Here is a 14,444-nt window from a genome sequence, read left to right on the forward strand (position 1 = left end):
GCGAGTACGCCGCATTTCGAGTGCGGTACTTTCAACCACTCAGCCACCTCTCCGCAGAGGACGGACGGGACCGTTGAGGCCGTCCGTATGGTCGAAACGGCGCGGAATGTAAACGCGGAGTGGGCCCGACACAAGCCTCGATCGCCCGCCGCGCCCGAAGGTATTGTCTCAGTCTGAATTTTTGCCGCGGTTTGGGGTCAGCTATTTGCGTGGAATGGCCTGGGGGGGATTTTGCGCATGAGAGGGTAGTTCCGCTGGAAGCTGCAGCCAGTGATGTTTCTCCTCGGCCCAGACCACCTGCTCGGGCACAGGAAAATTGCGGTCGGCAAACGAACCCACTGCCACACCCACAAGGTCTGGCAGACGATCGGCTTCCCACCAGAGATTCGAACCGCATTCCGGGCAGAAATGAAACGTCACGTCGAACCCGCTGGCGGAATGGCGGCGGAATCCTTTCGCATTGCCCTGGATGATCTCCACAGCGGCCCGTGGATAAAAGGCCGCCACGCTGAACAGCGAGCCGGTCCGTCGCTGGCAGTCGAAGCAGTGGCAGAGAGAAATCTTCGCCGGCTCACCGCTGCAGCGGAGCGCAAGCTTCCCGCAATGGCAGCTGGCTTCCCGGATCATCTGGCAAGATTGAACGCCTGCCATCAACTCCGCAAGCGTGACGGCCGTGGTTCGCCTGGAATTTCAAACGGAGGGACGACCCGCCCGAAGCGGGCTTAGGCAGGAATCGCACAGGCTGCTAGACTGAACGGATGAATGGCACCGAGGCAGACCCCGACGATCATCCGAAACCGAAAGCCCGTGTGGCGGCGGCCTGGGCCGTCCATGCCTTCACGGCGTCCGGCGTCGTCACCGGCCTGCTGGCAATCGCGGCGCTGATCGCCGGCGACCTGCGGCTCGCCCTGCTCTGGCTGGGCGCAGCCCTGATCATCGACGGGTTCGACGGGCCGATGGCCCGCAAGGTCCGTGTCAGCGAATATGCGCCCCGCTTCGACGGCGCCGTGCTCGACCTCGTGATCGACTATCTGACCTATACGGTGATCCCGGCGCTGCTGATCTACCGTTTCGGCATGGTGCCGCCCGGCTGGGAGATCCCGGCCGCCGCCTTCATCATGACGACCTCGCTCTATTGCTTCGGCAATCGCGAGATGAAGACCAGGGACAACTATTTTTCGGGTTTTCCGGCGGTCTGGAACCTGGTGGTGCTCTATTTCTTCATCGCCGGCAGCGGCCCCTGGCTCAATCTCGCCGTGATCGCGGGGCTCGGCATCCTGACCTTCGTGCCGCTGAAATTCGTCCACCCCTTCCGGGTCGAGGCGCTGCGGCCCCTGACACTGGCCGTGACGGCCCTCTGGGCCGGTCTGGCCTTCTGGCTGGTGCTGGCCAGCGGCCCGGGCCGCCCCCCCGCCGAGGCCGCCCCGGCGGCTTTCTGGGGCTTCTGGGCCAGCTCGCTCTATTTTCTGGGCCTCTGCGTCCGACGCACGGCCAGCGACCTCAAAAGCGGCTGAAAAGCCCTGAAATCAAGCTCTTCCGTGGCTTGACAGGGCATCGTCCCCCTGTATATTGCCCGCCAATTCGGCCCGTGCCGCTTTCAAGGGCGGCGCGTCGGGCTTTTTTCGTTACATGGTGGGTTAAGCGATGTTCGCAGTCATCCGGACCGGCGGCAAACAATACAAGGTCGCAAAGGACGATCTTCTCGAGATCGAGAAGATCGAAGCAAAGGCCGGCGACAAGGTCGATCTCGGCGAAGTGCTGATGGTCGGCGGCGAAGGCGCGCCGAAAGTCGGCAGCCCGCTGGTCGCGGGCGCCTCGGTGAAGGCCGAAGTGGTCGACCAGACCCGCGGTCCGAAGCTGACGATCTTCAAGAAGCGCCGGCGTCAGAATTATCGCCGCAAGAACGGCCACCGCCAGGACCTGACGCTGGTCAGGATCCTCGATATCGCCGGCTGATCGGCAGGGAGTAAGACATGGCTCACAAAAAGGCAGGCGGTTCCTCCCGCAACGGTCGCGACAGCGCCGGCCGCCGTCTCGGCGTCAAGAAGTTCGGCGGCGAGAGCGTCATCCCCGGCAACATCCTTGTGCGTCAGCGCGGCACCAAGGTGCATCCGGGCGACAATGTCGGCATCGGCAAGGACCACACGATTTTCGCGACCCGCGAGGGCACCGTCGAGTTCCGCAAGCGCAAGAACGGCCGCGCCTTCGTGTCGGTCGTCCCGGCGGCGATGCCGTCGAACGCGGCGGATTGATCGCGGGGTGAACGCCACCTCGCAAGGTGGCGACCATCGAAATACGAAAGGGAGATGGGCCGCCATCTCCCTTTTTTCGTGCCCTTTCGGGGTTGGAAGGAATTCCCCGATGCAGGAAGAGCTGAAAACGGAAAGATTGTTGCTGCGGCCGCTGCAGACGGACGATGCCGAAAGGCTGGCCGCACTCGCCAACAACTGGAATGTCGCCCGGATGCTCGCCCGCATGCCCTTTCCCTACACGCTCGACATGGCGCATCAGTGGATCGGCAAACAGACGGCGCTGCGTGCCGATGGCGAAGAATTCACTTATGCGGTCGATCTCGATGGTGACGCCGTCGGTGCCTGCGGCCTGCAGTCCCATGCCGATGGCACGCATGAGCTGGGCTACTGGATCGGCGAACCCTGGTGGAACCGCGGGCTTGCCAGCGAAGCGGCGGCAGCCGTGCTTGCTGCCGCCATCGAACGCTTCGGCGCGGCAACGGTGATCTCGGGCCATTTCGCCGAGAACCACGCCTCGGGCCGCGTACTGACCAAACTCGGCTTCCGCTATACTGGCGAGGAGCATCGCTGGTGCGAGGCGCGGCGCGAACGCGTGCATTGCCTGACCATGCGGCTGGCGCGAACGGACGTGTAGGATGAAATTTCTCGACCAGGCGAAGATCCATGTCCGATCGGGCAATGGCGGGGCGGGCGCGGTGAGCTTCCGGCGCGAGAAGTTCATCGAGTATGGCGGTCCCGACGGCGGCGATGGCGGCCGGGGCGGCGACGTGATCGTCGAATGCGTCGAGGGTCTCAATACGCTGATCGATTATCGCTTCCAGCAGCATTTCAGGGCCAAGACCGGCATGCATGGCATGGGCAAGAACCGCTCGGGCGCCAATGGCGCCGACGTGGTGCTGAAGGTGCCGGCCGGTACGCAGGTGCTCGAGGAAGATGGGGAAACGTTGATCGCCGACCTGACCGAGGTGGGCCAGCGCATCGTGCTTGCCAAGGGCGGCAATGGCGGCTTCGGCAATGCCTATTTCAAGAGTTCGACCAATCAGGCGCCGCGCCGCGCCAATCCCGGACAGGAAGGCATCGAGAAGATCGTCATCCTGCGGCTGAAGCTGATCGCCGATGCGGGGCTCGTCGGCCTGCCCAATGCCGGCAAGTCGACCTTTCTGGCCGCCGTCAGCGCGGCGAAGCCGAAGATCGCCGACTATCCCTTCACCACGCTCAATCCCGGCCTCGGCGTCGTCACCGTCGATACGCGCAGCTTCGTGCTGGCCGACATTCCCGGCCTGATCGAAGGCGCGCATGAAGGTGCAGGGTTGGGCGACCGGTTTCTCGGCCATCTCGAACGCTGCAGCATCCTGATCCATCTGGTCGACGGCACGCAGGAAGATGTGGCGGATGCCTATGAGGTCATTCGCGGCGAGATCGAGGCCTATGGTGCGGGCCTCGAGAACAAGCCCGAGATCCTCTGCCTCAACAAGGCCGATGCGCTGTCCGACGCGGACCGCGCCGAAAGGAAGCGGCAACTCGAAGCGGCAAGCGGCCGCAAGGTGCATCTGCTGTCCGGCGTTTCGGGCGAGGGCGTGACGGCCGTTCTGCGGCTTGTCGCCGATGCGATCACCAGGAACCGCGCCGCCGAAGGCGCGGCCGGCAAGAAGGACGAGGAAGAAGAGGGCTGGCAGCCATGAGCGCGTCATATCTCGCCAAGGCACAACGCATCGTCGTGAAGATCGGCTCGGCGCTGCTGACCGATGCCGAAACCGGCAAGCTCAACCGCACCTGGCTGCAGGCGCTGGTCGAGGACGTGGCGCGGATGCGCGGCCGCGGCCAGGAAGTGCTGATCGTTTCCTCGGGCGCCATCGCGCTTGGCCGCCGCGCGCTGAAGCTCGCGCCCGGCAAGCTGAAACTGGAGGAAAGCCAGGCGGCCGCCGCCGTCGGCCAGATCAGCCTTGCCCATGCCTTTCAGGAAATGCTCTCGGCCTATGGCCATTCCTGCGCGCAAATTCTGGTGACGCTGGAAGACACCGAGGAGCGCCGCCGCTATCTCAATGCGCGCTCGACCATCTCGACACTGTTGAAGCTCGGCGCAGTACCGGTCATCAACGAGAACGACACGGTGGCAACCACCGAGATCCGCTATGGCGACAATGACCGCCTCGCCGCGCGCGTCGCCAGCATGATGTCGGCCGACTGTCTGGTGCTGCTGTCCGATGTCGACGGCCTCTACACCGCACCGCCGCATCTTCCGGGTGCAACGCATCTTTCCGAGGTCGCCGACATCACGCCGGAGATCGAGGCCATGGCCGGCGGTGCCGCCAGCGAATATTCGCGCGGCGGCATGAAGACGAAACTCGCCGCCGCCCGCATCGCGACCGAAGGCGGCGCCCGCATGGCGATCATCGACGGGCGCGGCCTTCACCCGTTGAAGGCCGTCGAGGACGGCGCGCGCTGCACCTGGTTCGCCGCCCATTCGACGCCCTATGCGGCGCGCAAACGCTGGATCTCGGGCTCGCTGAAAAGCCTCGGCACGCTGGTGATCGACGACGGCGCGGTCAAGGCGCTGATGCAGGGCCGCAGCCTGCTGCCCGCCGGCGTCGCCAGTGTCGAGGGCCTGTTCGATCGCGGCGACGCGGTCAGCGTGCGCGATCAGGCCGGCCGTGAAATCGCCAGCGGCCTCGTCGCCTATTCGAGCGACGATGCGCGGCGGATTGCCGGCCATTCGAGCGGCGAAATCGAGGAGCTGCTGGGCTATTCGGGCCGCACCGAAATGATCCATCGCGACGATCTGGTGCTGAAGAAGGGCTGAGACCGTTGAAACCGGCGCACCCGCCTGAAATACTCCAGAGGGCGCGCAGCAGAAGGGGATGACCCCATGACGATCGTCAAGATCAACGCAGACCGGCAGGACGTCGCCGCCCTGATGGCCGGGATCGGCCGCGCCGCGCGCGACGCCGCGACGGCACTGGCGCGCGTACCGACCAAACAGAAGGACGCCGCGCTGCTGGCCGCCGCCATGGCCGTGCGCGCCAATGTCGACGATATTCTGACCGCCAATGCAGACGATGTCGCCGATGCGGTGAAGAACGGTCTCGCACCGGCCATGATCGATCGCCTGACGCTCGACACGAAGCGCGTCGAGGCAATTGCCCGCGCGCTGGAAGATATCGCCGCCCTGCCCGATCCCGTCGGTGCGAAGATCGCCGAATGGGACCGCCCCAACGGCCTGCATATCGAACGCGTGCGCGTGCCCCTCGGCGTCATCGGCATCATCTATGAAAGCCGCCCCAACGTAACGGCGGATGCCGGCGCGCTCTGTCTGAAGTCGGGCAACGCCGCGATCCTGCGCGGCGGCTCGGAAGCGCTGCGCTCCAGCAAGGCAATTCACGCCTCACTGCTCGAAGGCATCATCGCCACCGGCCTGCCCGAGGCGACGATCCAGCTGGTGCCGGTTTCCGACCGCGCCGCCGTCGGCGAAATGCTGCGCGGGCTCGACGGCAATCTCGACGTGATCGTGCCGCGCGGCGGCAAGAGCCTCGTTGCCCGCGTGCAGGACGAGGCGCGCGTGCCGGTCTTCGCCCATCTCGAAGGCGTCTGCCACGTCTATGTCGACCGTGACGCCGATCTCGATATGGCGCGCAACATCGTGCTCAATTCGAAAATGCGGCGCACCGGCATTTGCGGCGCGGCCGAAACGCTGCTGGTCGACGCGGCCTGTGCCGCAACGCATCTGAAGCCGCTGGTCGAAGCATTGCTGGCCGCAGGCTGCGAGGTGCGCGGCGACACCGCCACACAGGCCGTCGACAGCCGCGTCAGGCCTGCGACCGAAGAGGACTGGTACACCGAATATCTCGACGCGATCATCGCGGTACGGGTGGTGAAGGACGTCGAGGCCGCAATGGCGCATATCGCCAGATACGGTTCGGCCCATACCGAGGCGATCGTGACCGGGAACGCGGCAACCGCCGAGCGCTTCCTCGCCACCGTCGACAGCGCCATTCTGCTGCACAACGCCTCGACCCAGTTTGCCGATGGCGGCGAGTTCGGCATGGGGGCCGAGATCGGCATTGCCACCGGCAAGTTCCATGCGCGCGGGCCGGTCGGCGTCGAGCAGTTGACAAGTTTCAAATATGCGGTGCGCGGCAACGGCCAGGTGCGGCCCTGAGAGACGATCGCACATGACGCGGCGTTGCGAGCTGCTGATGCCGGGCCTGAAGGTCGGCCTGCTGGGGGGCTCGTTCAATCCGGCACATGAGGGCCATCTGCATGTAACGCGGATGTGCCTGCGCGCGCTTCAGCTCGACCGCGTCTGGTGGCTGGTCTCGCCGCAGAATCCGCTGAAGCCGCAGGACGGCATGGCCGCTTTCGCCGACCGCTTCGCCTCGGCCGAAGCGATGGCGCGCGATCCGCACATCTGCGTATCGGACATCGAAACGCGTCTCGGCACGCGCTATACGGTCGACACGCTGGCAGCGCTCGCCGAACGTCATCCCGACATTCGCTTCGTCTGGTTGATGGGCGCCGACAACATGATCGAATTGCCGCGCTGGCGGCGCTGGCGCGAGATCGCGACCCTCGCGCCGATCGCCGTTTATCCGCGCCCGGGCTTCACGCTGAAGGCGCGCCTCTCGCCGGCGGCGGCCGCGCTGCGCGCGCACAGGCTCGATGCCAGCGACGGCCGCCTGCTGGCGGGCCGCGAACCGCCGGCGCTGGTCTTTCTCGAAGGGCCGGAAAGCCGCCAGTCGGCAACCGAAATCCGCCGCCGCGGCGGCTGGCAGGGGCGCCCGGGCCCGGCTGTCGTGGAAGCTTGAAAATCCGGTCATTGAACTTGGGGCCTGCGAACCCTATTCTCGTCATGCCGGTGTCCGGCATCGGACATGGGCCCTGTGTAAGTCACCAGAACAAGGAGCCTGTTCCTGACCAGTCAATCAACGGACCGCAAGGTCCAGCGTCAGCCCGCAAGGGCAACTGCCGCAAGGCAGGGCGGCGGCGCCAAGCGCCCCGCAGCGAAGAAATCCCCGAAAGCCGCCGCGGCGGCAGGGGAAAGAACGGCCCAGACCTCCTCGAAAACCGCCGCCGCCGAAAAATCGTCCGCCATGCTTGCGCTGGTGCTCGAGAGCCTCGATGAGGACAAGGCGGAAGACGTGGTTGCCATCGACCTCGCCGGAAAGACGCCCATCGCCGATCACATGGTGGTGGCGAGCGGCCGTTCGCAGCGCCATGTCGGCGCCGTGGCCGACCATCTCGTCCGCCGCCTGAAGGAGGCGGGCTTCGGTACCTCGCAGGTCGAGGGCATGAAACAGGGCGACTGGGTGCTCATCGACGGCGGCGACGTGCTGATCCACGTCTTCCGGCCGGAGGTGCGCGAGTTCTACAAGCTGGAGAAGATGTGGTCGGCCGATATTCCGGCCGATCAGCAGGCCGTCTGAGGCAACACACCCTCACGACCGCATCCTGCGCTTCTCCCCGCGTCCGCTATTGACCGGCGCCGGGCCGGACGGGGGAGTTCATGCGTCTTCAGATATGTGCCGTGGGCCGGCTGCGGGCCGGACCGGAAAAGCAGCTTCTCGACGACTATCTCGCGCGCCTCGATGCGACCGGGCGCGGCATCGGCATCACGGCCGCCCCGCTGATCGAGGTCGAGGAGAAGCGCCGTCTCGAACCTGCCCCCCTGAAGATCCGCGAAGGCGAATTGCTGCGCGCGGCGATCGCGAAAGGCGCGACGATCGTGGCGCTCGACGAACGCGGCCGCGCCGAGCCGAGCGCGGCGTTCGCCAGGCGTCTCGGCGACTGGCGCGATGGCGGCGTCTCGGATGTCGCCTTCCTGATCGGCGGGGCCGGCGGACTTGCGCCGGAGATCCGCGACAGTGCGGCCCATATCCTCGCCTTCGGCCCAGCGACATGGCCGCACATGCTGGCACGGGTGATGCTGGCCGAACAGCTTTACCGCGCGGCAACGATTCTTTCCGGCCATCCCTATCATCGCGCCTGAGCCACGCCTGCCAAGTGGACACCCTGTGGCGCATGCACTAATTTGACAACCCGCTCGCCGAGGGCGCGGCGATTCGACGTTCGATTGCGGACGTATTTTCTGGATCATCATGAGCTCAATGACCGGCGTTCGACCTCTTGTTCTGGCGCTGCTGGACGGCTGGGGCGTCCGGGCGGAGCGTGACGCGAACGCGATCGCACTGGCGCGGACGCCGATCTACGACCGTCTGGCGGCTACATCGCCGCATGCCTTGCTGGCCGCGTCGGGCGATGCGATCGGCCTTGCGCCCGGCCGCGCCGCCTATGCGCAGGCGGCCTATGCAACGCTGGGCGCGGGCCGCGTTGTCGAACAGACGGCAACCGCCATCGCGCGCCGCCTTCACGGCAACGGCGCCGCCGGTCTCGCCGCCCATCCGACACTGCAGCGGCTTGTGGCCCGCGTCAGGCCGCTGGGCGGTGCGATACATCTGGTCGGCATGGTGACGCCTTCGGGTATCGCCGGACAGCAACGCCATCTGGCCGTGCTGGCGGCGCTGCTGAGCCATGAGGGTGTCAGGGTCTGGGTTCACGCGATCATGGACGGTCAGGACACGCGGCCGCAAAGCGGCATCGAACATCTGGCCGAATTTCTCGACGACATCGCGGGTGCCGGAAATGCGACGCTTGCCAGCGTGATGGGCCGCACCTTCGGTTTTGACGACATGACCGATCCGGCGGCGCTGGCGGCCACCTGGCGCGCAATGGCCGAAGCCGAGGCGCCGCTGGCCGAGTATCCGACCGCCTATCTCGATCAATGCTACCGCAAGGGCCTGAACGATGACGCTGTCCCGCCGGCCATTGCCGCCGGCTATCGCGGCATACGCCAGGACGACGCCTTGTTGCTGGTCAACCTGCAACCGAACGATGCCCTTCCATTGATGAGCGCGCTGCTGGATCCGGTGACGGCCGGCCTCGCGCAACGCGCGCCTTCCCTTTGCGGCGTCTCTTCGCTGGTCCGGCTGGACCGGCCGCTCGGCGACACGGTCGAGGCGCTCTACGTGAACGCCACCTTCGACACCAGCTTCGCCGATGTGCTGGCGCGCGGCGGACAGACGCAGCTCGTGCTTACCGAGACGGCGGCCGAAAGCAATCTCTGGAATTTTGCCCGCGGCGGCCCACGCTCGCTTCTGCCGGGCGAATCCGTGCTGGTAGCCGATACGCCGGCGCGTCTCGAGAAGCGCCCCGAAATGGCCTCGGCCGCGTTGACCGGCGAGGTCCTCGCGGCCCTCAAGGCACGCGACCGCGATGTGATCGTCGTCGAATTTGCCAATGCCGCAATACTGGGACGCACCGGCAACATGCGCGCGACCATCGCCGCCATCGAGGCCGTCGACAAATGTCTCGGCAAGATTGCGGCACAGATCGAAAAGCGCGGCGGCGTGCTGGCGCTTTGCGGCACCTATGGCAAGGCCGAGTTGATGATCGATCCGGAAACCGGCGGCCCCTGGCGCGCAACGACGGCCTCGGACGTGCCCTTTGTTCTTGCCGGCGGCGCACCCGGCCAGCATCTGGGCAATGGCGCGCTGGCCGATGTCGCGCCGACGCTGCTCGCGCTTCTCGGCCTGCGAGCGCCGCCCGAGATGACCGGCCGCTCGCTGCTGGCCGCAAGCCAAGCGCAGAGCCGGATCAGTGCCTGACTTCACGCACAGGCCGTCGGCCATGCTGCTGCTGGCGGCGGCACTGGGCGCGAGCGGGCTGCATGGCGTCCGTGCCGAAACCGCCGAACCGGCCGCGCTCGACGCGCTTCAGCGGCAGATCGAATCGAGCATCGAGAAACAGAAGGCCCTTGAGCTTCAATCCGAAGCCGCCCGCCGCGAGGCCGAGGAAGTCCGCCGCGCGCTGATCGAAACGGCCGCACGCGTGCAGTCGCGCGAGGCCGACGTCTCGGCCTCCGAGGACCGGTTGCAGGGCCTGCGGATCGCGGAAGCCGATGTCACCGTGCAGCTCGAACGCCGCCGCGCCGCCATGGCCGAACTGCTGGCAGCACTGACCCGTCTCGACCGGCAACCGCCGCCGGCCCTGGCCGTGCGCCCCGACGACGCGCTGACCTCGGCCCGGAGCGCCATGCTGCTCGGCGCTGCCGTGCCCGAACTCCAGGCCGAAGCTGCCGAGTTGCGTCAGCGCCTCGAGGAACTGACGCGGTTGCGCCAGGAAATTCTGGCGGAACGCGAAACACTCGGCGAAACGAAGACATTGCTCGAAAGCGAGCGAACCGCGCTCGAAGCATTGCTTCAGCGCAAGCTCGAGCAACAGGCGAAACTGAGCGAAGCCGCCGAAAGCGAACAGGCCCGCGCCGAACGCCTGTCGCGCCAGGCCACCGACCTGACCGACCTGATTGCGCGCCTGGAGGCCGGCGCCGTGGCCCGGCTGCCGATGCACCGGCCCGAAATCCGCCCGGACCCGCCGGCACAGCCGGCGTCGCCGCCACCCGCCGCCGCGCCGGCCGAGACCCGGACGGCCGTGCTGCGGCCGCCTTCGGAGCCGCCCGCCATCCCCTCCTCGCGGCGCTTCTCGGATGCCAGGGGACTGATCCGCCCGCCGGCCGCCGGGCGTATCGTCAGGGCCTATGGCGCGCCGGACGATCTGGGCGGCACCAGTCAGGGATTGACCATCGAAACGCGCCCCGATGCACACATTATTGCCCCTTTTGACGGTAGAATCTCATATGCGGGGCCATTTCGCCGATATGGCCAACTCTTGATCATATCGGTGGGCGAAGGGTACCATGTGCTGCTGGCAGGCATGACGCGAATTGACGGTGCGGTGGGCCAGAGTATCCTTGCCGGCGAACCCATCGGCACGATGGGGTCATCGCCCTCCAGCGACGATCCGGCCGCACGGAACGACCAAGCGCGACGGGACGGGATACCGGGCCGCGGTCCCGCTCTCTATATCGAAATCCGGAAAGACGGCAGCCCGATCGATCCTCGACCATGGCTGACGATGAGTGACAAGAAGGCAAGTGGGTAAATGAACAAGTCTGTTTTCGCCGGCTTCGCCGTCGGCATATGCCTGTCGGTCGGCACCGTTCTGGCCTTGCAGCCGGGGGTGCTGAATTCCGCGGCCTATGCCAACGACCAGAACACCTATCGTCAATTGAACCTGTTCGGCGACGTCTTCGAGCGCGTCCGCGCCGACTATGTCGAACCGACCGACGATTCCAAGCTGGTCGAGTCGGCCATTAACGGCATGCTGACCTCGCTCGATCCGCATTCGAGCTACATGACCCCCAAGACCTTCCGCGACATGCAGGTGCAGACGCGCGGCGAGTTCGGCGGCCTCGGCATCGAGGTGACGATGGAGAACGGTTTCGTCAAGGTGGTGACGCCGATCGACGACACGCCGGCCAGCCGCGCCGGCATGCGCCCCAACGACTACATCACGCATATCGACGGCACGCCGATCCTCGGCATGACCTTGAGCGACGCCGTCGACAAGATGCGCGGACCGGCCAATTCGTCGGTGACGCTGACCGTCATCCGCAAGGGCACTGACGAGCCCTTCGAAGTGAAGCTGACACGCGCCATCATCACCATCAAGTCGGTTCGCCACAATCGCGAAGGCGACATCGGCTATATCCGCATCACCTCCTTCAACGAGCAGACATCCGACCTGCTGGGCAAGGCGATCAACGAACTGTCGAAGGAGATCGGTCAGGCGCGCCTGAAGGGCTACATTCTCGACATGCGCAACAATCCGGGCGGACTGCTCGATCAGGCCATCACGGTCAGCGACGACTTCATCGAGGGCGGCGAGATCGTCTCGACGCGCGGCCGCCATTCGGAAGACACGCAACGCTACAATGCGCGTTCGGGCGATATCACCAAGGGAAAGCCGATCATTGTGCTGATCAATGGCGGTTCGGCCAGCGCCTCCGAAATCGTTGCCGGTGCGCTGCAGGATCATCGCCGCGCCACCGTGCTGGGAACCCGTTCCTTCGGCAAGGGATCGGTGCAGACCATCATTCCACTCGGCTCGGACGGTGCACTGCGCCTGACGACGGCACGTTACTACACGCCGGCCGGCCGCTCGATCCAGGCCAAGGGCATCGAGCCGGACATCATCGTGCTGCAGACCGATCCCGACGACGAGACGAAGAAGAAGCCGGCCACGATCGGCGAGTCGGCCCTGCCGGGCCATCTCGCGGCGGAGGAAGGCGAGGAACAGGGTGGCTCCGACAGCTTCGTCCCGACGGACAAGGCCGAGGACAGGCAGCTTCTCTACGCCATCGATCTGCTGAACGGCGCCCGCAAGGATGCGGCGTTCATCAGCGGCACGACATCAAGCGCCATGGCCAACTGAGACGCCGGCCTGCCGGAGACGAATTGTACGCATGGATGCAAAAGCGACGGCGAAAGGTGTCGGCCTGAACGGGAGCAGACAAGCCGATGACGACGGTGGCATTCGCTTCGCGCCGCTGGCCGTCGCCGCGCTTGTCGTGGCGCTTGTCTATGGCGGTACGCTTGTCTGGCTGCTTCTCTCCGACAATCGCCTGGCTGGCGAACCGGTGGTGCATCTTGCGCTGACAGCGAAAGAACCGGCCGAGACGGACCTCGCCACCGCGCCGGCGCCGGAACCCGACGACCGGAACATTGCGGAAGAACCCGCAGCGACGGTGCCGGCAGCAGACGAGCTGAGCAGCGACGAACGTGCGCTGCTCGAAGCAGCGCGGCGCATCGATGAGGAAGTGGCGGCCGAAGATGTCGCTTCGCAAGTGCGCATCGTCGGCGCCGAAAGCGTCTCGGGCGGCGAGACCGCCGGCAGGGCTGCGCGGCGCGTCGAGCCGCTGCCGCCGGTTCCCGATCCGGCGCTGATCGAAATGACGCCCGATGGACCCTTGCCGAAGATTGCAGCCGACGGGCGCACGCCTGCGCAGGTCTATGCGCGGCCCGTGCCGCCCGGCACACCGGCAGCGCGCCGCATTGCGCTTGTCGTCAGCGGCATGGGGATCAGCGAGAGCGCGACGGCGCATGCGATCGAAACACTGCCGCCGGAAGTGACGCTCTCCTTTGCTCCCTATGGCCCTGGCATGCAGAACTGGATTGCGAGAGCGCGCGCCGCCGGCCATGAAGTGTTGCTTGAGTTGCCGATGGAGCCCTTCGGCTATCCGCAGAACGACCCCGGCCCCTACACGCTGCTGACGAATCTTTCGGCGGAAGAAAATCTTTCGCGCCTCAGCTGGCTGATGAGCCGGTTCACCGGCTATGCCGGCGTGATGAATTATCAGGGCGCGCGTTTCACGGCCTCCTCCGCAGCAGTCGAAGAGACGATGAGGGCGCTGAGCGCACGCGGGCTTCTCTATGTCGACAACGGCGCCTCGGCACGCAGCCTTGCCCCGCAATTGGCACGCGAAGCCGGCATGCCGGCCGTGCAGGCCTCGCGCATCGTCGATCCGGTACAGAACCCGCAAGTGATCGCCACGTCGCTGGAAGTGCTCGAGGAGATTGCCGCGACGGGCGTGGCGATCGGCGTCGCCTCCGGTTTTCCGGTTACCGTCGACGCGCTGGCCGAATGGGCGCGCACGCTGGAGGAAAGGAATTTCGTGCTGGTACCCGTCTCGGCCACCGCGAACTGACGAAAGAAGACAGAGCCGCATGCCGCGCCACCGCGAACACGCCACAGCCGTCGACCCGTCAACGCTGCCCTATCGCCCCTGTGTCGGCATCATGCTGATCAATCGCGACGGTCTTGTCTGGGTCGGCAATCGCATGATGGATGGCGGCGCGCATGAGCTGACCGGCGCCGCGCTGACCTGGCAGATGCCGCAGGGCGGCATCGACGAGGGCGAGGAACCTGCCGTCGCGGCGCTGCGCGAACTCAAGGAAGAGACGGGTACGGACAAGGCGCGCATCATCGGCGAGACGAAGGACTGGCTGACCTACGACCTGCCGCCGCATCTCGCCGGCATCGCGCTGCGCGGCAAGTATCGCGGCCAGAAGCAGAAATGGTTCGCGATGCGCTTCACGGGCACGGATTCCGACATCGATATCGCCGCCGACGACCACCAGGAATTCAGCGAATGGGCCTGGGTACCACTCGATGAGGTGTTGCAGCTGATCGTGCCGTTCAAACGCTCCGTCTACGAACAGCTGGTCGCCGAATTCGGTCCGCTGGCCGTCCCGGAAGCGTGAAATCCACAGCAACCCCCCCCCTCTGTCATCGAACTGTCAC

Annotated in this window: 16 protein-coding genes; 15 read left to right on the top strand and 1 reads right to left on the bottom strand. The window is 66.0% G+C overall.

Annotation, left to right across the window (positions count from 1 at the left end):
- Window positions 1-201: 201 nt before the first annotated feature.
- Complete coding sequence (locus tag AAC071_RS13630; RefSeq protein WP_339833388.1) at window positions 202-651, bottom strand: GFA family protein; 450 nt, start codon at window positions 649-651, stop codon at window positions 202-204.
- Between the two features lie 107 nt (window positions 652-758).
- Here AAC071_RS13630 and AAC071_RS13635 point away from each other — a divergent pair, with 107 nt between their 5' ends.
- The 15 genes from AAC071_RS13635 to AAC071_RS13705 all read left to right on the top strand — a co-directional run bounded on the left by AAC071_RS13635 (window position 759) and on the right by AAC071_RS13705 (window position 14,404).
- The gene (locus tag AAC071_RS13635; RefSeq protein ID WP_339833390.1) at window positions 759-1,514 is read left to right on the top strand and encodes a phosphatidylcholine/phosphatidylserine synthase; all 756 of its coding nucleotides are present in this window, start codon (window positions 759-761) and stop codon (window positions 1,512-1,514) included.
- A gap of 130 nt (window positions 1,515-1,644) precedes the next feature.
- Window positions 1,645-1,956 carry a 50S ribosomal protein L21 gene (gene rplU / locus AAC071_RS13640; RefSeq protein WP_339833392.1) on the top strand — a complete coding sequence of 104 codons (312 nt, stop codon included), beginning with the start codon at window positions 1,645-1,647 and terminating at the stop codon, window positions 1,954-1,956.
- 17 nt (window positions 1,957-1,973) lie between these two features.
- The gene (gene rpmA / locus AAC071_RS13645; protein WP_339833394.1) at window positions 1,974-2,252 is read left to right on the top strand and encodes a 50S ribosomal protein L27; all 279 of its coding nucleotides are present in this window, start codon (window positions 1,974-1,976) and stop codon (window positions 2,250-2,252) included.
- 109 nt (window positions 2,253-2,361) lie between these two features.
- Window positions 2,362-2,886, top strand: a complete 525-nt coding sequence (locus AAC071_RS13650; RefSeq protein ID WP_339833397.1) for a GNAT family N-acetyltransferase — start codon at window positions 2,362-2,364, stop codon at window positions 2,884-2,886.
- 1 nt (window position 2,887) lies between these two features.
- Entirely contained in the window at window positions 2,888-3,934 is a 1,047-nt protein-coding gene (gene obgE / locus AAC071_RS13655; RefSeq protein ID WP_339833400.1) for a GTPase ObgE, read from the top strand.
- Window positions 3,931-5,052: a glutamate 5-kinase gene (gene proB / locus AAC071_RS13660; RefSeq protein WP_339833402.1), complete on the top strand. Its 1,122-nt coding sequence runs from the start codon at window positions 3,931-3,933 to the stop codon at window positions 5,050-5,052. Before obgE ends, proB begins: the two co-directional genes overlap by 4 nt.
- Window positions 5,053-5,118: 66 nt before the next feature.
- Entirely contained in the window at window positions 5,119-6,408 is a 1,290-nt protein-coding gene (locus tag AAC071_RS13665) for a glutamate-5-semialdehyde dehydrogenase (protein WP_339833404.1), read from the top strand.
- 13 nt (window positions 6,409-6,421) lie between these two features.
- Window positions 6,422-7,054: a nicotinate-nucleotide adenylyltransferase gene (locus AAC071_RS13670; protein WP_339833406.1), complete on the top strand. Its 633-nt coding sequence runs from the start codon at window positions 6,422-6,424 to the stop codon at window positions 7,052-7,054.
- Between the two features lie 285 nt (window positions 7,055-7,339).
- A complete protein-coding gene (rsfS, locus tag AAC071_RS13675; RefSeq protein WP_339833408.1) occupies window positions 7,340-7,672 on the top strand; it encodes a ribosome silencing factor in 333 nt (110 codons plus the stop codon).
- Window positions 7,673-7,752: 80 nt separating this feature from the next.
- Window positions 7,753-8,235 (top strand): 23S rRNA (pseudouridine(1915)-N(3))-methyltransferase RlmH, encoded by a 483-nt coding sequence (rlmH, locus tag AAC071_RS13680; protein WP_339833411.1) that lies wholly within the window; start codon window positions 7,753-7,755, stop codon window positions 8,233-8,235.
- A 109-nt stretch (window positions 8,236-8,344) separates the two neighbouring features.
- Entirely contained in the window at window positions 8,345-9,910 is a 1,566-nt protein-coding gene (locus AAC071_RS13685; protein WP_339833413.1) for a hypothetical protein, read from the top strand.
- Window positions 9,903-11,243, top strand: a complete 1,341-nt coding sequence (locus AAC071_RS13690; RefSeq protein WP_339833414.1) for a peptidoglycan DD-metalloendopeptidase family protein — start codon at window positions 9,903-9,905, stop codon at window positions 11,241-11,243. Before AAC071_RS13685 ends, AAC071_RS13690 begins: the two co-directional genes overlap by 8 nt.
- Window positions 11,244-12,575 (top strand): S41 family peptidase, encoded by a 1,332-nt coding sequence (locus AAC071_RS13695; RefSeq protein ID WP_339833417.1) that lies wholly within the window; start codon window positions 11,244-11,246, stop codon window positions 12,573-12,575.
- A 31-nt stretch (window positions 12,576-12,606) separates the two neighbouring features.
- Window positions 12,607-13,848, top strand: coding sequence for a divergent polysaccharide deacetylase family protein (locus AAC071_RS13700; protein ID WP_339833420.1), 1,242 nt, complete (start codon window positions 12,607-12,609; stop codon window positions 13,846-13,848).
- A 19-nt stretch (window positions 13,849-13,867) separates the two neighbouring features.
- Window positions 13,868-14,404: an RNA pyrophosphohydrolase gene (locus AAC071_RS13705; RefSeq protein WP_339833423.1), complete on the top strand. Its 537-nt coding sequence runs from the start codon at window positions 13,868-13,870 to the stop codon at window positions 14,402-14,404.
- Window positions 14,405-14,444 lie beyond the last annotated feature (40 nt).

Origin of the sequence: uncultured Parvibaculum sp., assembly GCF_963975745.1 — a bacterium.
Taxonomy (GTDB): Bacteria; Pseudomonadota; Alphaproteobacteria; order Parvibaculales; family Parvibaculaceae; genus Parvibaculum.